The organism is Oligoflexus sp., from assembly GCF_035712445.1.
In the GTDB taxonomy this organism is placed as follows: Bacteria; Bdellovibrionota_B; Oligoflexia; order Oligoflexales; family Oligoflexaceae; genus Oligoflexus.
In genome coordinates this window covers 63,958-84,030 of sequence record NZ_DASTAT010000022.1, presented here as the reverse complement: position 1 = coordinate 84,030, position 20,073 = coordinate 63,958, and the positions used below count along the sequence as shown (strand labels likewise).

The 20,073-nt window shown below is 55.5% G+C and carries 19 protein-coding genes; 9 read left to right on the top strand and 10 right to left on the bottom strand.

Annotated elements, in window-relative coordinates; translation table 11 throughout:
• Positions 1 to 16: 16 nt before the first annotated feature.
• Positions 17 to 1,657 carry a tetratricopeptide repeat protein gene (locus VFO10_RS04265; protein WP_325137436.1) on the bottom strand — a complete coding sequence of 547 codons (1,641 nt, stop codon included), beginning with the start codon at positions 1,655 to 1,657 and terminating at the stop codon, positions 17 to 19.
• A 190-nt stretch (positions 1,658 to 1,847) separates the two neighbouring features.
• Here VFO10_RS04265 and rpoZ point away from each other — a divergent pair, with 190 nt between their 5' ends.
• Together rpoZ and VFO10_RS04255 are read left to right on the top strand one after the other, a co-directional pair.
• The gene (gene rpoZ / locus VFO10_RS04260) at positions 1,848 to 2,099 is read left to right on the top strand and encodes a DNA-directed RNA polymerase subunit omega (protein ID WP_325137435.1); all 252 of its coding nucleotides are present in this window, start codon (positions 1,848 to 1,850) and stop codon (positions 2,097 to 2,099) included.
• 243 nt (positions 2,100 to 2,342) lie between these two features.
• Positions 2,343 to 3,383, top strand: coding sequence for an LNS2 domain-containing protein (locus tag VFO10_RS04255; RefSeq protein ID WP_325137434.1), 1,041 nt, complete (start codon positions 2,343 to 2,345; stop codon positions 3,381 to 3,383).
• A 3-nt stretch (positions 3,384 to 3,386) separates the two neighbouring features.
• On the opposite strand, the gene VFO10_RS04250 is transcribed toward VFO10_RS04255, so the two are convergent.
• Positions 3,387 to 3,752, bottom strand: a complete 366-nt coding sequence (locus tag VFO10_RS04250) for a hypothetical protein (RefSeq protein ID WP_325137433.1) — start codon at positions 3,750 to 3,752, stop codon at positions 3,387 to 3,389.
• A gap of 205 nt (positions 3,753 to 3,957) precedes the next feature.
• Here VFO10_RS04250 and VFO10_RS04245 point away from each other — a divergent pair, with 205 nt between their 5' ends.
• Together VFO10_RS04245 and VFO10_RS04240 are read left to right on the top strand one after the other, a co-directional pair.
• Positions 3,958 to 4,329, top strand: a complete 372-nt coding sequence (locus VFO10_RS04245) for a hypothetical protein (protein ID WP_325137432.1) — start codon at positions 3,958 to 3,960, stop codon at positions 4,327 to 4,329.
• A 20-nt stretch (positions 4,330 to 4,349) separates the two neighbouring features.
• The gene (locus VFO10_RS04240; protein WP_325137431.1) at positions 4,350 to 4,745 is read left to right on the top strand and encodes a hypothetical protein; all 396 of its coding nucleotides are present in this window, start codon (positions 4,350 to 4,352) and stop codon (positions 4,743 to 4,745) included.
• A gap of 16 nt (positions 4,746 to 4,761) precedes the next feature.
• Here the strand turns inward: VFO10_RS04240 and VFO10_RS04235 are convergent, their stop codons facing one another.
• From VFO10_RS04235 to VFO10_RS04220, 4 genes are all read right to left on the bottom strand, one after another.
• Complete coding sequence (locus VFO10_RS04235; protein ID WP_325137430.1) at positions 4,762 to 6,960, bottom strand: hypothetical protein; 2,199 nt, start codon at positions 6,958 to 6,960, stop codon at positions 4,762 to 4,764.
• 40 nt (positions 6,961 to 7,000) lie between these two features.
• Positions 7,001 to 7,450, bottom strand: coding sequence for a hypothetical protein (locus VFO10_RS04230; protein ID WP_325137429.1), 450 nt, complete (start codon positions 7,448 to 7,450; stop codon positions 7,001 to 7,003).
• Positions 7,451 to 7,586: 136 nt separating this feature from the next.
• Positions 7,587 to 8,144: a hypothetical protein gene (locus tag VFO10_RS04225; protein ID WP_325137428.1), complete on the bottom strand. Its 558-nt coding sequence runs from the start codon at positions 8,142 to 8,144 to the stop codon at positions 7,587 to 7,589.
• A 19-nt stretch (positions 8,145 to 8,163) separates the two neighbouring features.
• Complete coding sequence (locus tag VFO10_RS04220; protein WP_325137427.1) at positions 8,164 to 9,045, bottom strand: GGDEF domain-containing protein; 882 nt, start codon at positions 9,043 to 9,045, stop codon at positions 8,164 to 8,166.
• Between the two features lie 231 nt (positions 9,046 to 9,276).
• Here VFO10_RS04220 and VFO10_RS04215 point away from each other — a divergent pair, with 231 nt between their 5' ends.
• The 3 genes from VFO10_RS04215 (at position 9,277) to VFO10_RS04205 (ending at position 13,112) form a co-directional block, all read left to right on the top strand.
• Positions 9,277 to 10,620 carry a UDP-glucose/GDP-mannose dehydrogenase family protein gene (locus VFO10_RS04215; RefSeq protein ID WP_325137426.1) on the top strand — a complete coding sequence of 448 codons (1,344 nt, stop codon included), beginning with the start codon at positions 9,277 to 9,279 and terminating at the stop codon, positions 10,618 to 10,620.
• A gap of 9 nt (positions 10,621 to 10,629) precedes the next feature.
• Positions 10,630 to 11,985, top strand: a complete 1,356-nt coding sequence (rmuC, locus tag VFO10_RS04210) for a DNA recombination protein RmuC (protein ID WP_325137425.1) — start codon at positions 10,630 to 10,632, stop codon at positions 11,983 to 11,985.
• A gap of 275 nt (positions 11,986 to 12,260) precedes the next feature.
• Complete coding sequence (locus tag VFO10_RS04205) at positions 12,261 to 13,112, top strand: glycoside hydrolase family 16 protein (protein WP_325137424.1); 852 nt, start codon at positions 12,261 to 12,263, stop codon at positions 13,110 to 13,112.
• Between the two features lie 34 nt (positions 13,113 to 13,146).
• Here the strand turns inward: VFO10_RS04205 and VFO10_RS04200 are convergent, their stop codons facing one another.
• Positions 13,147 to 13,653, bottom strand: a complete 507-nt coding sequence (locus tag VFO10_RS04200) for a DUF1993 domain-containing protein (RefSeq protein WP_325137423.1) — start codon at positions 13,651 to 13,653, stop codon at positions 13,147 to 13,149.
• A gap of 222 nt (positions 13,654 to 13,875) precedes the next feature.
• Here VFO10_RS04200 and VFO10_RS04195 point away from each other — a divergent pair, with 222 nt between their 5' ends.
• Complete coding sequence (locus VFO10_RS04195) at positions 13,876 to 14,850, top strand: hypothetical protein (protein WP_325137422.1); 975 nt, start codon at positions 13,876 to 13,878, stop codon at positions 14,848 to 14,850.
• The gene (locus VFO10_RS04190) at positions 14,847 to 15,395 is read left to right on the top strand and encodes a hypothetical protein (RefSeq protein WP_325137421.1); all 549 of its coding nucleotides are present in this window, start codon (positions 14,847 to 14,849) and stop codon (positions 15,393 to 15,395) included. The genes VFO10_RS04195 and VFO10_RS04190 overlap by 4 nt, the downstream gene beginning before the upstream one ends.
• On the opposite strand, the gene VFO10_RS04185 is transcribed toward VFO10_RS04190, so the two are convergent.
• The 3 genes from VFO10_RS04185 to VFO10_RS04175 are packed head-to-tail and all read right to left on the bottom strand — an operon-like array spanning position 15,392 to position 20,059.
• A complete protein-coding gene (locus VFO10_RS04185) occupies positions 15,392 to 18,280 on the bottom strand; it encodes an ATP-binding protein (RefSeq protein WP_325137420.1) in 2,889 nt (962 codons plus the stop codon). The genes VFO10_RS04190 and VFO10_RS04185 overlap by 4 nt on opposite strands.
• Positions 18,267 to 18,578 carry a hypothetical protein gene (locus VFO10_RS04180; RefSeq protein WP_325137419.1) on the bottom strand — a complete coding sequence of 104 codons (312 nt, stop codon included), beginning with the start codon at positions 18,576 to 18,578 and terminating at the stop codon, positions 18,267 to 18,269. The genes VFO10_RS04185 and VFO10_RS04180 overlap by 14 nt, the downstream gene beginning before the upstream one ends.
• Positions 18,575 to 20,059 (bottom strand): sigma-54 dependent transcriptional regulator, encoded by a 1,485-nt coding sequence (locus VFO10_RS04175; protein WP_325137418.1) that lies wholly within the window; start codon positions 20,057 to 20,059, stop codon positions 18,575 to 18,577. Before VFO10_RS04175 ends, VFO10_RS04180 begins: the two co-directional genes overlap by 4 nt.
• Positions 20,060 to 20,073: the final 14 nt, after the last annotated feature.

Sequence of the window (20,073 nt, the reverse complement as noted above, 5' to 3'; positions counted from 1 at the left end):
TCGACCTCCTTTTATTTTAGAAACCTGTGTGGATATTGATATGGAACGTGATGTTGGAAATCACGGTGGGAAAGATCGCACGCTGGGCAGCACGGGTATCGTCGTTGCTGGGACTCAGTCCGGTCATGCTGCGATCCATCACCCAGGCTTCAAGCCCCAGATCTATGGCCTTCACCACGGTGACGTCCGCACGTGCGCGCGCCCCGAAGGTATTGTGATCGAATTCGATCACGGAGACGTCACCGATGTCGTGAAACCTTTGGCCTTCCGTGATTTCAAAGAAAGCCCCGATCGCGGCGCGGAAGCCCGTATCCTGACCGTAACCGATTTCGGAGAGGATGCGCCCCTGCCAGTCGGGTCCGTTCACGCGATCCACATTGTAGGCATATTCGGAAAGTTCACCCTGGAGTCCGAAGCGAATGCGATTCATCGCTACATATTCGACCCGCCCGAGCTGGCGCGCGTTGGAGAAGAGAAAATCCCCATCATAGAGATAGCCGTAAAAATCAGTCTTCAGGACTGTCTCAAGGTTATTGTTCTTCTGCGCAAGGAAAATGCCGAGCTGCGGAATGCTCGCGCCCTGAGGATTGTCGGAGCCACCGGGCACAAGGCCGCGGCCTCCCACGTTCAGGCCCAAACTCGTGCCGGTTGCGATCGACCATTCCACCGCGGCCTCGGCTCCAAAACCATAAAGGGAGCGTGGCTTCGATTTCTGCAGAAGAAAGCGTTCCTGTTCGGTTCGCGCCGTGGGCAGGGCCAGGACCTCGTTGGTTCCGCCTTCAATTCCCAGCGCCCAGATATCGGCCTGAAAAATCCAATGCGGAGCCTTATGCACCGCTCCGTTGCGTTCGATTCCCATGTTGAGTTCAAAGGTGCCGCCCATGATATCGTGATCGGTCGTGCGGTTGTCCGCCGTCTGACGCGATTGCATGGTGACGCGCGGGACGAGCTGCACCTGCCGCTGAGCGGCGAGGTAACGGAAGGGTTTCGGCGGTTCCTGTGGTTCACCCGTGGACCCGTTAGGGCGCGCGCCAGGGGGCACGGAATTTTGCAGCTCCTGCTTCTGCTGCTGGATCAATAGGCGCTCGGCTTCTTTTTGATAAAGCTTTTGCGACTTCAAGAGTTTGGAGGGGAGCACGACGGCCTGCTCGAAAAGATCGAGCGAAAGCTGATATTCGCCCTGTTTGAAAGCGGCGATGCCACCATAGTATCCTGCCAAATCGAAGAACGGATGCCCATTGGGGACATTGCGAAAGGCTTTCAGGGCATTGGTGAAATCATCAGCGCGGAATGCGGCCTGGCCATATTCATAGCTGGGATCCGGTTCCAGGATGCTGATATCCTCGACCTGCTGGAAGAGTCTATACGATTCAGGAAAACGCTTGAGCTGATAGAGTGCGCGCGCAAGCTGGATTTTCGCCGGGATATAATCGGGCTGCTTTTGCAGGAGCTGTGAAAAGAGATCGACGGCATCTTCGTAGGACTTGGATTCGTAAGCGTCCATGCCGCGGCGGAAGAGTTTCTGCAGAACCGCGTTCTTGGCTGGAGTTTTCACCGGGGCGGCCCAGACCACAGACGACGGACCAAGCCCCGCCAAAGGGATATGGATCCCCCAGAGGGTGGTCATAAGACCAGCGGTCTGGATCAGTGCTTTCATCAAGCCTCTTTCGATGGTACGTTTTCCTGTCTCGCTTTATTATACCAAAGAGGCCGCATATGCGCGAATCTGGGCATTTTTGACCTATTTGTGCTCAAAAAACTTGCAGAAACGGCAGACACAACTTGATTGACTCAGCCGATTGTTTATAATAGCCTTTCGTCCTTTCTTTATTTCCAAGGAGTGGTACATGGCCCGCGTTTCCATAGAAGACTGCCTCCAATATATCGAGAATCGCTTTGCGCTGGTCGCCGTTGCTTCGCACCGGACCCGTCAGCTGATGGAAGGCAAAACTCCTTTGGTCAAAACCAAGAACAAAGAAGCTGTCACAGCTCTGCGTGAAATTGCCGAAGGTCTCGTTGTCAGTGTCCAGCCCGAAGGCGTCGTGTCTCCGCGCCAGCCGACCCAGGTTTCCGTGGCTGCTGCCATCGACCCGGCCTGATCTTCCTCTGGGGGATCCTTGGGGTCCCTTGCTTTTCCCGTCCCATCATCTCCGAGCATCAAGTCATCTCCGAGCGTCAAATCACCTCCAAGCGCCAAATCACCTCCAAGCGCCAAATCACCTCCAAGCGCCAAATCAAGACGTTGATTTTTCTTCAGCCTTTTCCCCTTCTTTATTCTCCGTCTTCTGCGTTATGGTACTCCAACTTCAAGCAGTACAACTGGTTCGAACAAAGGAGTATTCATGCGAATTCACGCCCATTCCATGATCTGTGCCCTCGGTCTCACCGCCCTGATCAGCGCCTGTCAACCCTCGGACTCCAGTCAGCTCCAGGATGAAAACGCCGTCACCTACAACTGCGCGCCGATTCCAGCCTGCGATGCCAAAGCTCCTGATCCCGGAGCATTACGCCCTTGGTCCAGCAAAAAACCAAGTGGTAACGCGTGGCATCGCGGTCATGACCAATACTTCAAAGTGGGTGAGGAGCAATGGATCATCGGTAAATTCAATTACGGAAATCTTCTCGCCCGCAAAGATCTGAAAGGCGAAGAGGTCGACATCTATCTTCTGCGCGGCTGCGGGGACAGCTGGGAAAAACTCGGTACCGCTGTTACGACAAACGGCGGCGGTGATACCATCGAGGGCATCCCTGATGATGGCGGACGCCTCTATTTCCCGATTCCTGCTGACAAGCAGCTCGGCGTCGGCCGCCATCGCGTGCGCCTTGTCGTTGCGGGTGACCACAGCGCCGCCGAACTCTTTATCGAAGTCGTGCCAGAAGGCGTTCCGCTCTTTGTCAGCGACGTTGATGGAACGCTGACCACCTCGGAACTCGCGGAACTCGGTTCGACCATCAGCGGCTCCACGCCGGATGCCAACGACGGCGCTGCAGAAGCTTTGAAAGGCCTCGTCACCAAGGGTTACCGTCCGGTTTACCTGACCGCGCGCCCCGAACTCTCCGTGCAAAGAACCCGGGAATTCGTCGCCGAGCGCTCCTTCCCCCAAGGCCGCATTGAAACCAGCCTCGCCTCGCTGGTGGGTCTGACCGGAGGCAAGGCCGTGGCCTATAAATCCGAGGCTTTGAATCGTTTGGTGGATAAGGGATTTGAGATCGCCTATGCCTTCGGCAATACCGATACTGATGCCCAGGCCTATGAAAATGCCGGCATTCCCTCGGAATCACGTTACTTTTTTAAGTACAGCGATAAGAAATTCGGTGGGCAAAGAATCGAATCGTATCGGGAGCTGAATCAGTTCGCGTCGCTGGAAGGCGTTTGCCAGTAAGCGTCAGCGTTTCTGAACGGACACGTCCGCACCCAGGATCATCTGGCTGATGCAACTTTCAACGAGGTCTTCCTTGCTGATATAGCGGGAATCGAACCAGTAGAACTGATTGCATTCCAGCCAGATCTGATCACCGAAGACTTCATGGATCGCATCTTTCAGGCTATCCCGCAGATCGTAGTAATCCCAGGCCGTGGCCTGCTCCGCCTGCTTGGTCGCGATGTAATGCTGGCTGATGGATTCGAAGCTGCAACGGATGTTGCGATGAATGAAATGATTGACGAATTTGTGAATGTGCGACTCGTACTTTTTTAAGTAGGACCGCTTTTTCACTGAACGAAATTTTGCTAACTCGATAACCTGTCCCATGACCTCACCCTATTGAACAGCATACCAACAACCTCCTGGATTCTCTTCTCTATCGGAGCTTTGTCAGCTTTTCTTAAACAGCATTAGCCAAAATTATAGGCAGTTTCTACCCAGGAAAGCTGGGAAAAAATGAATCATTTCGCTTCGTTGAGGTCCCCTAAAAAAACTTGTATTCTTTCGATAGGCCCCTCTATCAGGAGGATCCATGGGATTCAAAGTGGGCGACAGCTATTTCAACCGGGACGGTTATCCCGGCGTTATTCTTGCCCGTGATCAGAAGACGGAACAGCTGATCGTGGAAAAGGAAGGCCCCAACTTTGATAGGGCCAGGAACATTGGCTATATCAATGGCTTGAGTCCCCAGGAACGTGGCGAGTTCGACAAGATCATTACCGAAGTCCGGGAAAACAAGGACCCGAAAGAACGGGTCGCCCTGCTTCAGGGCGTGGTCGAACAGCTGCGCAGCGACCCCAAAAAGCAGGTTCTCACCCGCTATTTGGAAGGGGAAATGGCTCACATCATGAATTCCGAAGGCATCAGCCCGAGGATTTTTAAGATCGACGAATCGAAACTCTAAGGTTTGGAAAGGGGAAGTTCATGCCACATATCGGTGATCTTATTCCGAAAGCGGGGATCTACACCAATCCGGGTGTCGTGACAGAGAAGAAGGATGACGGCACCGTGGTCATTGACACGGAACCCATGACCGTAAACAAGTACCATCGTTACGCCAACACCACGGGACTGAACGAGGAAGAGAAGAACAAGTTCAACGGGATCCTCGACGAAATTTATACGAAAGAGAACGATGTTGAGAAGATCAACGACATTCAGCAGAACATAGACAAGCTGAAGGTTGATCCCCAGAACCAGAAAATCGTGCAGTATCTGCGCAATCAGCAGGCCTACCTGATCCGTCAGGCCAAGAACCTGCCCCGCACCTACAATGCCGACGCTTCGAACATTCGCGGTATGAGACCGACGAACGAGTGAACCAAACCGAAAAGCCTCAGTGCGTCGTCGCCTGAGGCATTTTTCTATATTCCAGCTCCTGCACCAAAAGCTTAAGGCTGGCGTGACTGCCTTCCGGGGCGATCTTTACCGCGTGACTATACATCGCGATCGCGGCCATCATATCCCCTTTCTGCAGATAGGCTTCTCCCAAGAACTTCCACCATTCCAGGCGAAACGTTTCAGGCAATTCCGCGGGCAAAGGCGTGCGCGCGATCCGATCCAAAACCTTTATGCCGATCGTGGACGAAGGCTTATTGCGCAAAAAGAGATAGGTTTCAATCCAGGTCGCATCCGGGTCCAGGTCATCCGGCAGTTGCCGTTCAATGCCCCCGAGCAGACGCAGCCAGGGTTGATTGCGGGTCTCCGGCACATCGCGGAGCAGGAGCCAGCGCACCCAAAGCTGCCGCAGCGTGCCGTCTCCGATATAAAGATCCTGCACAAGCCTTATGTATTCTTTCAGCTCGTGCTCGGCCGTCTTCAGATCACCCAGCTGAATGCGCCGATCCGTGGCCAGGATGAAGGCCTCGACATTTTCCATGATCTTCGGTGGTTTGGGATTAAGCGCCTTCAGATCGCGATCAAAATCAAAATCTTCGCCACCCTGGGCCAGAGCCCGGAAACGCTGCTGCAGAACCAGAATGCGGGCCCCCGGATCCTGATCCAGCTGCACGCGCCAGGGCCAGTAATCCTGCATCGGCTTCCATCCGCCCGGCTGTCTCTGCTTCAAAAGAAAACCTTCATTCTTCGCAAGCATCGCCTTGCTGTGGGGGCAGGCATCGCGCAGAATGCCAGGATAACGATAAAGCGCTTCCGCCTGCAACGCCGGTCCCTGCCTTGTATAGTGCTTTTTCAGATAACCCTGCCAGGCGCCGATCACCTGCTCCGCGGGTTGACCGAAGGCGTCCTCCCAGCTCGATCCTGCATAGAGCGCCTTCACCTTATCCAGGCCGCCCTGCTCCAGAAGATAAAGAATCAGAGAACCCGCCACGGTATAGGCCCGGCTACCCGATTCACTCCAGAAGAGCGGGGAAAAAAGCTGTTCGATCTGGGCCACGCGGCGATTTTCAATGATGTCCGCGGCCCCTTCATGAAGACTCATATCATCATCACGCGGCGCGAGAGCCGTCGCCAGACCTTCCGTGAAGGCCATGTTCGGATGAAAGCCGATGCCGTGATAGGCAAAGCGCGAGGCGATCGCATGCACCAGTTCATGCCTCAGCGTGGGATGCGGCCAGCCTTCCAGCGTGATGTGGATCGAGGGCGTCACGACATCGGTAATGTCCGTCCCGTCGCCACCGAACCAGAGTTTTTTGGCCTCTCGATTGGGATAGACGAAGATATGAACATCAGGGTTCGGTACAGCCAGCAGCCGCATCAGATCCTGACTGTGAAAACGCGCGGACTGGTAGATGTTTTCCAGCCGGCGTTGGAATTCCCCATCCAAGGGCCGATTCAGGTAATGCAGCGTAAAGCCAGGACCGAGCCTTGTATCCGGCATGCTTTCAATCAAAGCCGCCAGTCCATGCGATTGACTCGGGCTTTGCCGGGCCTGCCAATGGCAAATGAACCAGGACATGAAGCAGAGGATCACAGCGGGCCAGCGCTGGCGGTGGCGATCCAGGATCACCCCCGTGAAAAGAGCCAGCGCGAGACAGATGTGACTCATGCGCATCCAGGCCACGCCAGCATCGAGTGGAATCCAGCTGTCATAAATCGCGCCGTGCAGAAAACCGGCGAAAATATGCGTCGCGCGTTTCTGGGGTTCCCACCAGATCTGAGCGGCGAGGGCGAGGCAGCTGATGGAGAGGACAAAGCCACAGATCAAAGCCAATCGCATCCGGGAAAAACCCTGACGACGCGCGTGCTCGATCCAGGTGGCCACCGCGAAGCCGAGACAGAGATGGGGAAGGGTCTGCAGCCACCAGAAGGTGCGGAATTCTCCGCTGGCGCAGGGGCAGATCTTCCAACTGAAGACAACAAGCGCCGGGATCAGGTTGCCGAGGATGCCGAGCAGCATGAAAAGGAGACGTTTTCTTATAGGTAAAAAAGTCGGATAGAGCCACGCGCTGATGGGTATCAGCAAAAGGCAGGCGTAAGCATTCAGAGTCGCATATTCATATTCAAAATTGCGCCCCATCGGCAGAGCCAAGGGGCATAGAGCCGCCAGGATGGGGACGAGAATATACTTGGTCAAGGGATTTGCCTCGTTGGTTCACGCTCAGAACGAGTGGAACCTAGAGTGTACTAAAAAACGCCCACTGACGCGAACCCTGTCGGCACAAAGATAAAAGTTGGCGGCGATGCTTCTGAATATTCCGCGAAAATTGCAGGGCATCCTGCGGAGTGTTTGCGGGATGCCGATTGATGAGATCTGCAAAGATGCGATCGGTCGCCGTCATCAGATTCATCGTGCGCAGGCTGAGCAGGCACTCGCCCGGAGGCGCCATCTCAAGGCCGCCTTTTTTCATGGCTTCGTAGTCGCGGAAGGCATCGGAAAGCTCGTCATCACCAATGAGATCGGCCACAAGCTGGAGCTGCTCGATCTTGCCTTCCACGACCGCTGCGGTTTCACTTTTGTAGACGCTGGCCCGGTAGTAATTCAGCTGCTGCATGATCTCCGCTTTCACATCCCGTGACAGTTCGATGAGTTCCATCACAATATCCCGGCGATCATAACGTGACATGGGCGCCTCCTTATTCCCCTGATGCTGACTTGCTCACAAGTCTATTGTATCAAGGGAGGGGCGAGTGCTGTCAAATCCTTGGCCTATAAGGGTTTTGATCGGTTTTGAGGAGTTTCGATGAAAAGGCGAGTGCTTGTCACCACTTCGCCCGCACAGAACCATCCGGCGAACTCATGACGAGTTCCATCGGATCGGTGCCATTGTCCGGCTGGCGATCGAAGAGGATCAGAAATTCAAGACTCCAGAGATTGATCTCGGGAAAGAAGGGTTGCCAGCGTTCCTTGGGCTTCAGCTTTTTGATCGCGGAAGGCTTCAGGGTTTGCCCGGACACCAGCAGCTGAATATTCCAGACGTCGGTATCGGCCACGTTCTGCAGCTCGCTGTTGGCGGTATAGATCGTGACAAAAAAAGCCGTTTTCTGGGAAGCTTCCTGCATCAAAGGCTGCGGCTCGTTCCAGATGCGAGCGTAGCGCTGGGTCAGCGCGTCTTGAAAAGCCGGCGTCACGCGGGTGATGTGGGCTTTGAATTTGGTTTCAAAATTATGAATGACGTCGTACTGAACCGAGGAGTCCTCATAGACCTTGAAATAAGGCTTATCCTCGCGCGCTTCCAGGGGGTAGCTGACTTCCGGTTCAGGTGAACTGAGGCAGGCCGTCAGCAAAAAGAAGAGAGGTACGAGTCCGCGTGTTGGCACGTCAGCATCCTTTTTAAGATCAGATGGTCACCCGGTTGCGGCCACCTGTCTTGGATTGGTACAACTTTTTATCCGCGTCCTCAAGTAGCGATTCAGGCGTGGTCATCTTGGGATTCAGCTGGGAAACGCCAATCGACAGCGTTTGCTTGATCTGATGACCCTGGATATCGAACTTGTGGCTTTCGAAGGTGGTCCGTATCCGTTCCGCCAGTTCATAGGCCGTCTTCGCATCGGTCGCGGGCAGTAGGATCACAAACTCCTCGCCGCCGTACCGACAGAAGATGTCCTCTTTGCGGACGATGGATTTTACCAGCGTCGCCGAGTCGCGCAGGATGCCGTCGCCCACGCCGTGACCATAGGTGTCATTGACCTTCTTGAAGAAGTCGAGGTCAAAATAAATAATGGAAAGCGGGCGGCCGTAAGCGCGGGAGAACTTAACCTCGGTTTCCAGCGCCTCGACCAGGTATTTCTTATTGAAGATGTTGGTGCCCACATCAATGGTGGCCATCCGATAGATCTTATCGTGGAAAACGTTTTCAATATTGCCCTGGGCAAAGAACTTGAAAACGATATTGCCAAGACGGATGATGTCGCCGTCCCGCAGCACCTGGCGGGTGCTGATTTTCTTGTCATTGACATAGGTGCCGTTGGAGCTGCCGAGGTCCGCGACGTAAATCTCGTCGCCCTGCTGCAGGCACTGGGCATGGCTGCGCGACACGCTTTGCTCGTTGACCACGATCTCGACCGTTGGCGCCCGGCCAACCACCATTTCCTTCTGGTCAAGAACGTAGCGTTTCCCCAGGTTGGTGCCGCTGTATTGGACAAGACAGGCAGCCGACTTCTTGGGTGGATTGAAGATGCTCGATCCGGGGTCAGCAATTATGGTTTTATCGTCTGCCATTGTAGTGGAACACTCGATGGTTAGGCGTCATTGCACAAGGTTGCGGTCTTGCTTCGAGGATAACACGGATGGGGATAAGGGCGCAATCCGGCGCCCCTTTCTCCTCAGACCGCTGGTGTAAAGTCGGGGGGTTAGAGGCAGCCTTGGCGGGATATGCAAGTCGGCCTTGCCTTGGTGAAATGCGTCTAGTAATTAAGGAAGATTGGATATTTTATTGAGTTGAGGTAGCCCATGCGCGTGGTGATGGTCGGAACAGGCTATGTCGGTTTGGTGACGGGAACCTGTCTGGCAGAAGTTGGTCACGATGTGACTTGCGTTGATTTGAGCGAGCAAAAGATCCGCCTTCTGAAGGACGGCGTATGTCCTATTTTCGAACCCGGACTGGAAAACATCATTCGCCGGAACGTGGAGCATGATCGCCTGCAGTTCACGACGGACCTTGCCGGACCTTTGGCTCAGGCCGAAATGGTATTCATCGCGGTGGGAACGCCGGAAGGTGAAGACGGCTCCGCGGATTTGAAATATGTGAAGGCCGTGGCCGAATCCCTGGGTCGGCTGATCAGCAAGGACATGGTCGTCGTCGTGAAATCGACCGTTCCCGTCGGCACCTGCGATATCGTCGAGGAAATCATCGATCGCGAACTCGACAAGCGCCAGGCGAAGCATCAGGTCGTGGTGGCTTCCAATCCCGAATTCCTGAAAGAAGGCGATGCGATCGCCGACTTCATGAAGCCCGATCGCGTGGTCGTCGGCCTTAACGATTACACGGCGGAAACTTCATTCCGCGATCTTTATCGTCCCTTCATCCTCGATGATCAGGGCAAGCTCCTTCTTATGGATCGCCGCTCCAGCGAGCTGACCAAATATGGTGCGAATGCGATGCTGGCCACGCGGATCAGCTTCATGAATGAAATGGCCCTGCTCTGCGAGCGCCTGGGTGCGAACATTGATAAGGTTCGCCTCGGCATCGGCGCGGATGCACGCATCGGCCGCAAATTCCTTTATGCCGGTCCTGGTTACGGTGGATCGTGCTTTCCGAAGGACGTTTCGGCTCTTCTGAAAACTTCGGCGGCCAACGGCGTGGAAATGAAAGTTCTGAACGCTGTGACCGAAGCCAACGAACGTCAGAAGAATCTCGTCTTCCAAAAAATCGCCCATCACTTCCGCGATCTCGCCGGCCGCCGCGTGGCGATCTGGGGCCTGAGCTTCAAACCAGGCACCGATGATGTGCGGGAATCACCGGCCACGGTCCTGATCAAACGCCTTTTGGATGCGGGCGCCTTTGTTGTGGGCCACGATCCCCAGGGGCAGTCGAACTTTGCCAAGGAATTTGGTGAGCATGAGCGCCTGACCTATGCAGAGAGCGCCTATGATGCCCTGCGCGGCGCCGATGCCCTGGCTTTGGTGACCGAATGGAGCGAATATAAAAGACCGAACTGGGACAAGGTGGGCCAGCTGATGGCCAGCCGCGCAGTCTTTGATCTGCGCAACCAGTACGAATCATACGATCTCATCAGTCGCGGATTTCATTATGAATGCGTAGGGCGTCCGGATTCGCGATCCCTTCCCATCTGAGACGACAACATGGATGTTTCGCTTATACTGTCCCTGATTGCGGCGGCAGGCGCTGCCGCATTTGGAGTGGCGCAGACTCTGCGCCTGCGCACCGCGGCCCAGGATCTGGATTATGCACGCCGGGAAGCGGAGGAACACAGGACCCGCTTTCTGGAAACGGCCAGCCTTTTAAAAGACGCCCAGGGCAAACTGCAGGACTTCAGCCTGCGCTGCACCCGGCAGGAGGCGGAACTCCAGTATCAGAAATCATCCTATGAAGAGCGCCTGAAAACGCTGCAGGAAGCCGAGCAGCGTTTGAGCCAGTCTTTCCAGGTTTTATCCGCCGATGCCCTGCGGCAAAGCTCCGAATCTTTTTTGCAGCTCGCCCACAGCGTCTTCAGGCAGCATGAAACCAAGGCCACCGGTGAACTCGATCTGCGCCGCCAGGCGGTGGATCAGCTGATCGAACCCATTCACAAATCCCTGGGTAAAGTGGAAGAGCGCATTCAGGATCTGGAAAAACAGCGCGTGGGAGCCTACCACGGACTGCAGGATCAGATCACGCTGCTGCTCGAAACGCAGCAAAAGCTGCAGCTGGAGGCCTCGAACCTTGCGACGGCTCTGCGTTCGCCGACGACGCGCGGACGCTGGGGTGAGCTTCAGCTGCGCCGCGTGGTGGAGCTGGCCGGTATGCTGCCTTACTGCGATTTTGAAGAGCAGGCGAATATCAGCGGCGATGGCAAACTGCGACCGGATATGGTCATTCGCCTGCCCGGCAAGCGCTCGATCATCATAGATGCGAAAGTTCCCCTGCAGTCCTATCTGGAGGCTGTCGATTGCGCCGATGATGACAAGCGGCGTGAGTATTACAAGCAGCATGCCGCCCAGGTGAAAAAGCAGGTGCAGCTTTTGGGTCAGAAATCCTACTGGGAGCAGCTCGATAACTCACCGGAGTTCGTCCTGCTCTTTCTGCCCGGTGAAGCCTTCTTCAGCGCCGCGCTGCAGGCTGATCCCTCGCTCATCGAAGTGGGCGCGGATCATCGCGTTTTGATTGCCACGCCGACCACGCTGATCGCTCTTCTGCGGACCGCGGCCCACTCCTGGCGTCAGGAGGATATCGCCCGAAATGCTCAGGACATCAGTCGCCTGGGTAAGGAACTGTATCAGCGCATCAGCGATCTGAGCGGTCATCTGACCGATATGGGCCGCAGCCTGGGTGCGTCCATGCAGGCCTATAATCGCCTGGTGGGAACCGTGGAGAGCCGTGTGCTTGTCAGCGCCCGTCGTTTCCAGGAACTCAAGGCGGACGATCCGAAAAAAGAAATCAAGGAGGCCCCCATCCTTGATCAACAGCCCCGCTTTTTGCAGAGCCAGGAACTGATCTGACGACCTTCCTTTGCGGCGGATACCGTTCCGTCGCAAATACAAACCACTCAGTAGCAAGCAAAGCCGTGAGCCACAAGGGTTTCATGGAGCCTATCGTGAAGCGCGCGTAAATTTATATTTGTTCATCAAGTTAACAAAGTCAAAATTTCCATTTCGTATCAATGGATTACATGAAATTTTTTTCTGTGATCATGCCTACCAGGTTGTTGCCTCTTTCCAATTTTCCTACGAAAGAACAAACAGATGCTAGGCAGGATCATAAGAGGGGGATTTTTATGAAGACTCGGAATTGGTTTGGTTTTGTATTCGCGTGTTCGATGCTGGGAACAGTTGCCTCGGTGGAGGCCGCTGAGGGCCCCACTTACGCCGGGATCACTGTTGATTATGTGAAGCATGAAAACTGGATCGGTGATTCCTATGGTCAGGGATGCTGGCAGGTGGATTGGATCGACGAATTCGAAGGCAGCCGTTTGAATCGTGGGCATTGGAATGTGCTGGTCGGTACCCAGGCCGAGGTGAATAACGAGCAGCAATGGTATGTGGATGAAGAGGGAGTGGGCAACAATTTCTGGGTTGCCAATGGCTCGCTCTATATTCAGCTGCAAAGGGAGTCGCGGACCTTTGATGGACGAACGAAACAGTTCACATCAGGCCGCATCAGCACGAAGTCCAGGATTGATCGCAGCGACGGCGCCTGGGAAGCCCGGCTGGTGTTCTGGGCCGGCGGTGGCGTGGCCGGAGCATGGCCGGCGTTCTGGGTGCTCGGTTCCCAGGTCCAGGAATTTCCGAATCCGGGATCGTCCTGCTGGCCGACATGGGGTGCGCAGGAAATAGATATTTTTGAATACGTGATCAATCCCCAGGCCATGCCCATTCAGAGCATGATGACCAATTTCATCACCGGCAGCAACTGCGGCCAGGCCCGTTACGATTCGCAGGTGCATATGGTGAATCCCTATGTTGCGCATGTCTATCGCCTCGAATTTCACGGCGGCTGGGCCAAGATTTTCATCGACGGGCAATACGTCCGGCAGGTGAGCTGGGATAGCTTTAAGAATCAGCCGTTCCACGTCATCCTGAATGTTGCGATCGGCGGAGGATTCAGCGGGAGCGTGGTGTGGCCGTGAGCGGCGGACAAGGTGGGCCCAGGCCCACCGGGTATTACTGTTTGAAGGGCATGGCGCCGAGGTAATCCTTCTTGCCGACATCCACCCCGTTGTGCCGCAGGATCGCGTACGCTGTTGTCAGGTGGAAGTAAAAGTTGGGTATCATATGCTGCGTGGCGAATTCCTCGCCCGTCACCCATTTGCCTTCCCAGCGCGGCTGGCTGACCTTACGGCTGCCGGCTTCCACATAATCCTTGGGCGAAAATGTCTTCAGATACTCAATCGTGCTTTCAATGCGGGCCTTCAGCTCAGGCAGGGTTTTCTCGGTATCCGCATGCTGCGGAGCTTCCTTGCCTGTCAGACGCGATGCGCCGATTTTCGCTGTATCGCAGGCAATCTGAACCTGGCGGATGAAGTTAAACTGATCCGGTGCCAAACGACCATTCAACAAAACATCCAGGTCAAACTTCTTGGTTTCGGCAAACTGCACAGCCTTATCCATAAAGGCTGAAAGATTATTGAGCATTTTGATGAACTGCGTGACGGTCATTTCATAAAACATGGGGAACTCCTTGCTTGATTCCGCCTCAGCTAATCAAACCCTGCTGAGCTCTGCAAGGTAAATTCCTTGGGTGGCCTCGCTCGCTCGGCAGAATGAAGCGCCCCGAAACCCCAGAGATCCCGCAAAAAGCCCTTTCATTACCGCCCCCAAGCAATCTTTCGACAAATCATTTTTTCAAGCCGCCGTGCCTGCCGATAAGTCTCATAAGACCAGGAGACTTCCATGCGTATGTTCTTCACAATCGGCATACTGTTGCCCTTGCTGGCCTGCGAGTCTTCGACAGGATCATCCAAAAGGTCTTCTGCGGACTCCGCACCCTATCAGAATCAAAACATCGAACGGGAACTTCCGCCACGTTCCGGCACGACCGAAGTCGTACTGCCCTGGATCGGGATCGTGCCTGAAAAAGCGATTCTGACAACAAAGCGCACGATTCACAATATCACCTTCATAGACAGTGATATGTCCATGTCCACGGAATTGCCCTTCGGTCTTCTCAGCCTTTCGCAGGAAGCGGCTAAGGTGAAGAAAACCCAGACTCAGACTGGTTTCGAAGTTGCCAGTGCCGATCATGCTTTTGTTGTGGTCGACAACAGCTCGCAGCTTTTCACGGATGGGGAACGCACGACGATTATCAACAAGGGACTGACCAATGGCACGCTGAAATCGGAGATCATGCAGTTCTTCAATGAACAGCTGCAAAAGGATCCCGATTACCCCAAAAAAACCGTGCCCAGCATCACTATCATGACCGACGGCGACATCCCACTCGGGGATCAGGAGGAACTCAGCGCTTTTCTTCAGGAGCATTTTCCTGATGGGCAGCTCTATCTTCATCTGATCGCCAGCCCCGAGATCACACCCGTCAGTGACTGGTGTCTTCCCGAGGCGAAGCCCGAGCAGTGGGATCGTCTGCGTGAACAATTTCCGAAGGGTCTGCGACTCTCCCTCTGCGACCCGGATTGGTACGGCAGTTTCCGCAAGATCGGCAAGCGGGTGATCTATGACCAGGCCGTGGCTCGCATCACGCTGCCGAGCGAAGCGATCGTGGAGGGCGGCAAACCCTTCCTGCGTTTCAATCAGCAGACCTTCCCCACCGACTTGTTTCAGTATGATGCCGCAAGCCGGCAGATTGAGTTGAGAATGGTGGATATGCCCTCGAACATTCAAACGATAGACATAGGATTTCAGCGGTGAACATACACAGCAGGCACATCTTCATCTTTCTCGCGCTTCTGGCCTGTAAGGAAACGACGGACACCCGCGTCCAGAATGAAAAACAGGCCTTGGCCACCGCAGCGGATGATGGCGAGGAAAAGGTGGATGTGCCGAACAACATCACCGGGTCCTACCTTTATTGCCAGCCGCTTTTGGATCAGCCGGAAGGTCAGCTGATCCACAAGGCGGGCTGCCGCCTGACGGATGCAAAATCGGGATCGAAGGTCCCTGTGGAACGCCTTGCGAAGAGCACGCAATGGACCTTTCGTGCCGGCGCCCAGAGCAACATCACGGCCGACATAGACATCCGTCCACCCGAGGACCTTTACCATGCCGTCTACACCTTCCGCATGCCTGCGGGACAAAATCCGGTTCTAGGCGATGGCAGCGGCGCGGTCGTGGCCACCTTGTTCGGAGTTCCCGGAACCTCAGAGCCCCTGGTCTTTCAGTCTTCGATTGATGCCCTCGTGATCGAGGTCATAGATTCCCGTATGCTGGACGTTTTCGAACGCATGATTCGTTAAGAAGAACTCGTTTGAGAAGGCGCCACCAGCGCTTTCAAAAAGGCCTGGATCGACTCGGGATCCTTGGCCACAAAACCCTGAAACGCCGGATGCAGGCTGCTGCGATCCTGGATCTGACTGCAAAGATGTATCGGCAGTTCGGGCCAGGTGGCGTGAATCTCTTCAGCCAGCTGCAGACCCTGCATCTCCGTTCCCACGAAGAAACGATCCGTGATCAAAGCCTGAGCCTGAGCCAGAAGTTCAGGATTCTGCCGCGCGACCGCCAGGAGCTGTTCGGGAAAGGCAAAGCAGGTGATCTGCGGACAAAGATCCCGCCACATATCCTGATAAAGAGGGTCGTCCTCGACCAGAATGAGCTGGGGACGCTGCGGGCGCTCGCGCTGAAGGAGCTTCGTCAAAAGCTGCTGGGCGAGCGAAGCTGTCAAAGGCTTGGGTTCGAAGATATCCGCGCCCGCCTTCAGGGCCGCTTCGCGCAATTCAATGCCCGAATGATGGGAATGAAGACCGATCAAGGCCTGAGGCTGATGCCGCCGCAGAATCGGGAGAAAGGCAACGCCATCATCGCGGCCTAATTCATAGTCAACCAGGATCAAATCAAAGACGTCCTTGGTCACGAGCTCGGTCGCACGGCGCGCATCTTCAGCCGTGAAAAGCTGCAGATCAAGACCTTCGGTGCGCAGAGTCTGCCAGACATCGCGCATGAAGCTGGTGTAAAGGTAATCGTCATCCACCAGAAGAATGCGCAGCGTCTCCTTGCCCTTGGTCTGCGCTGCAGGAGGCTGGGGTACCGACGGCAGTCGATGAAAGACGTGACTGATGTCGCTTGCTTCAAGCGCATGCTTGGGATCGGAGCGATAGGACGCCGGTACGGTAAAGATAAAAGTCGTGCCGTCCTCTTCATGCGATTCGCAAAGGATCTGACCGCCGTGACTGACGATGACCTTCTGCGCAATGGCCAGACCGAGGCCGGTCCCCTGGCGCTTGCCTTCCGTGAAGAAGGCTTCAAAAATGCGCTGCCTTTTATCAAGGGGTATGAAAGAACCCGTGTTATGAATGCGAATCCGCATCCAGCGGCGGGTTCCTGCGTGTTCCTCGCTGCTGCTGATCGTGATCACGCCATGATCCGGCGTGGCCTGGATCGCATTATTCAGAAGGTTGGCAATCACACGGGCAAGGCGGAAGCGATCGCCTTCCAGCATCAGGGAATGCTGCGGATGAAAGCGCAGCTGCACGCTTTTGCTCGCTGCTGTCAGCAGATTGAGGGCATCATGCACGACATCCAAAAGGCTCAGAGGCTCGGTCATCAGCTCCTGATTCGAGGCCATTTCCAGAACGTCACTGATCATTTCCTGAACGGTATGGGCCATGCGCTTGACTTCAGGAAGCCAGTTCCTGGCCAAATCGCGAATACGTTCGGGATCCTCATGCGACGCCATCAAAGTCAAAACACCCTGCAGCATGGCGAAGGGCCGCTTCACATCATGCACCAGCATCTGGACGGCGGAACCCAAAGCACTCAATGAGGCCTGACGCAGTTCATCGGTCTGTTCACGCCTGAGGCTGTCGCCGACCTGATGCAAAAGCAGGAGCGGAGAAATTTCACCATCGCGGTGCATATTGCGATTGCTGTGAATCAGAATCGGCGTCCGATAAAGGGGAATCAGCGCCGGGCTATGCGAAAACTTGTGCAGCTGCTCATGGATGAGCGTCTGCCGCCTAAATCCTTCATCCTCCTGCGCGATTTTTTTCAGCGATAGAAGCGGCGAGCCATAGACCTGCCTATGCAGCTGATCCATGCAGGTGAAGGCCGTGCTCAGGGTGCTTTCGCTTTCCTCGGTGCTGCCTTCGAAAAGACTGAAAAGAAAGGCATCCGCGGGCTGCTGCGGATGGATCGTCAAATCCCAGCTCCAGCGACTCTTTAAAAACGCGCGGAAATCATCCAGGAAAGCCTGGGCCGGTTCGGGCGCGAGGCAGTGAAGATTGAGCGATCCGGCCGCCGGCTTACCCACCAGATCCCGCAGCGGAAGATCCTGCTGAAACCTCTGATTCTCAAAGAGGGAGCGCAGTGGTTTTTTGCGCCAGAGCGAACGCTGCCGCGCATAGTCGGTGATGGCCTGGGCCAGACTGAGATCGGGTTCTTTCGCGTGCGGAGAGAGCCACAGCGCCCGCAGCATATTGTGCTTGGTGATGGTCGTGCTGCGGCCGTTCAGAATATTGCCGGCCGGCGAGGGAAAGGCATCACCCGGAAAGATCGCGACGAAGGCCTCGTCGAAGTCTTCATTCTTCCAAAGCGCGGCATCGAGTTTTTGAATGAGAACCCGATCATAGCGCAGGCCTTCCTGCGAAAAACGGGAATTGCTGTGCAGCCGAATTTCATGCGCATCTTCGGAGATGAGCTGCCAGCAGCCGCTGGTCAGATTCACCTGAGCCTTCTTATGCAGAAAGCAGGAGGGATGGCTCAGCCTTTCCAAAAAGTCCGGCACAGCCCGATTCAGAAGCACTTCCAGACGATAGCGGGATAGCACGCGAAAACTGCGACCCAGCTCGCTGCCGTTGTAGCGAACGATGCGGCCGAGCCCCGAGGGATGAAAGGTCTGCTGGGCCATGCGCAGAAGGGAATCCATGATATCTTCCGCCGTCATCTCCTGACCGTCGGCGAAGACGCAGCCTTTTTTAATCTGAAGACGATAGGAAAGCCCCTCGCGGCTGATCGAACAGGAGTCGAGCACGCGGCGATCGGAAGTGCCTTCAATCGTACTGCCGAGGGTTTCGCCGCAGTTCACCTGCAAAATTTCGTCGATCCAGCTATCCGCTTTCCAGTCGGCGTTCATCCTGGGAAGGCGCGGCAAAAACAGGCGCAAAGTACGCATATCATGGGCTGACATCAGTCGGGCTCCGCGGTAGATCCTGAAGGAGGGGCTGGACCACGGCCTTTTCGAATTCCTCAAGATGCTTCAAATGGCGTTCGAGCGATTCCTTTTTCTGCGCCGCCTGCTCGGGCGTATCAAAGGGGCTTTGCAGTCCCTTCTGCGCGAGATAGCGAAGGCTCCGCATGGCCGCAAGGTAGTCATGCCAGGCCTTGCGCCAGGCTTCACGGGTGTCCGCGGTCTCGGGGCTTGCGACAATGAACTGACTGCCGGCGTCGGTGCGAATGATCTGCGGCTGGATAGGATACTGGCTCATCCACGCGTCTCCGGGGCTTCTGTTTCCGCCATGACATTCACCATGCTTCTGAGTTCCGGCGCCGTGGTCAGGCCCATCTTCACCAGCTCCTGCAGCTTGGTGGAAAGTGTGGAGCGCGGAATGCCAAGATTCTTGGCCAGCTGCCTTAGGGTCAGGCGTCCCAGCTTTTGATATTCAGCCGTCACCAGGGCCAGAAGAAGACGCATGATCAGCTTTTCATAGGTCCATTCTTCAGCCTCGCCCCATTCCAAGACGATGCGGCGCTGTCCGGTATCGGTCGTGATGCTGAGCGCTTCGGATTTGGTCGGTTTATTCACCTGCTCCCAGATAAAGGCGGGAATCGCTGAAGGCGCGATCACGCCGCCATAGGCATGCTCGGTCATGGCCCGGAGGCAGTTGCGGAGTTCGCGGATGTTGCCGTTCGACCAATCATAATGCTTCAGAACTTCCACGGCGCTGGCACTGACTTCATAGGGCCCGCCGCGCATGGTCTGACAAAAACTTTGCAGAAGCTCATCAAACTCATCCATGCGTTCACGCAATGGCGGCAGTGTAATCACCGCTTCACAGAGCCTTTGCCAAAGGTCACGGCGGAATTTGCCTTCCTGAACGAGCTGCTCCAGATTTTCATTGGTGGCGGAAAGGACCCGCACATGCACCTTCTTATTCTGCGTGGCCCCGACCGGCCTCAGCTCCTGATTTTCAAGGACCCGCAAAAGAGCGACCTGAGCGGGTGCGCTGAGCGTCGCCACCTCATCCAGAAAAACCCAGCCGCCGTCGGCCTGTTCGAAAAGACCAATCTTGTTATTTTGCGCCCCGGTAAAAGCACCCTTCACGTGACCGAAGAGTTCACTTTCGATCAGTCCCGCAGGAATCGCGCCGCAGTGAATGCGAATGAAAGGCAGGCGCTCGCCGACGAAATGCGCGAAGAGATCACCGATCACCTCCTTGCCGGTTCCGGTCTCGCCATAGACATGGACCGAGGTCAGCGCGGAATTGATCATGCGCGGGATGCGTTCGCAGAGTTCGCGGCATGTACGGCCCACCACCTGCGGCATGGTCGCGAGAGAACGCTGCTTCTGCCTTTGCTCCGAGCGTCTTCGATACTCGGTGATGGCCGCTTCGATGCGGCGACGGATCTGCTCCATATCACTGCCCTTGAAGAGGAAGTCATCGGCTCCTCGGGCAATGCAGTCACGCACGGTGGACGCATCATGCAGGTCGGAACACATCACGATCAAAGTGTGGGGGAGTCGCGTTCGCAGTTGCTGAGCCAGAGCCTTGCCATCGGGACCCGGGCGATCCAAATAGATATCGAGCATCAGCACGGCGGGCTCGCCCATCGCGGGCAGGGCTTCCAAGAGCTGTTGCGCCTGGGTGAACGAGGACAGTTGGACGCCGATCGGGATCAGGATGTCGCGAACCTGATCGAGAAAAATCGGATCGTCATCCAGGTGAAGGATGGCAGGTTTTTGCAGCATGGGAACTCCTTCCA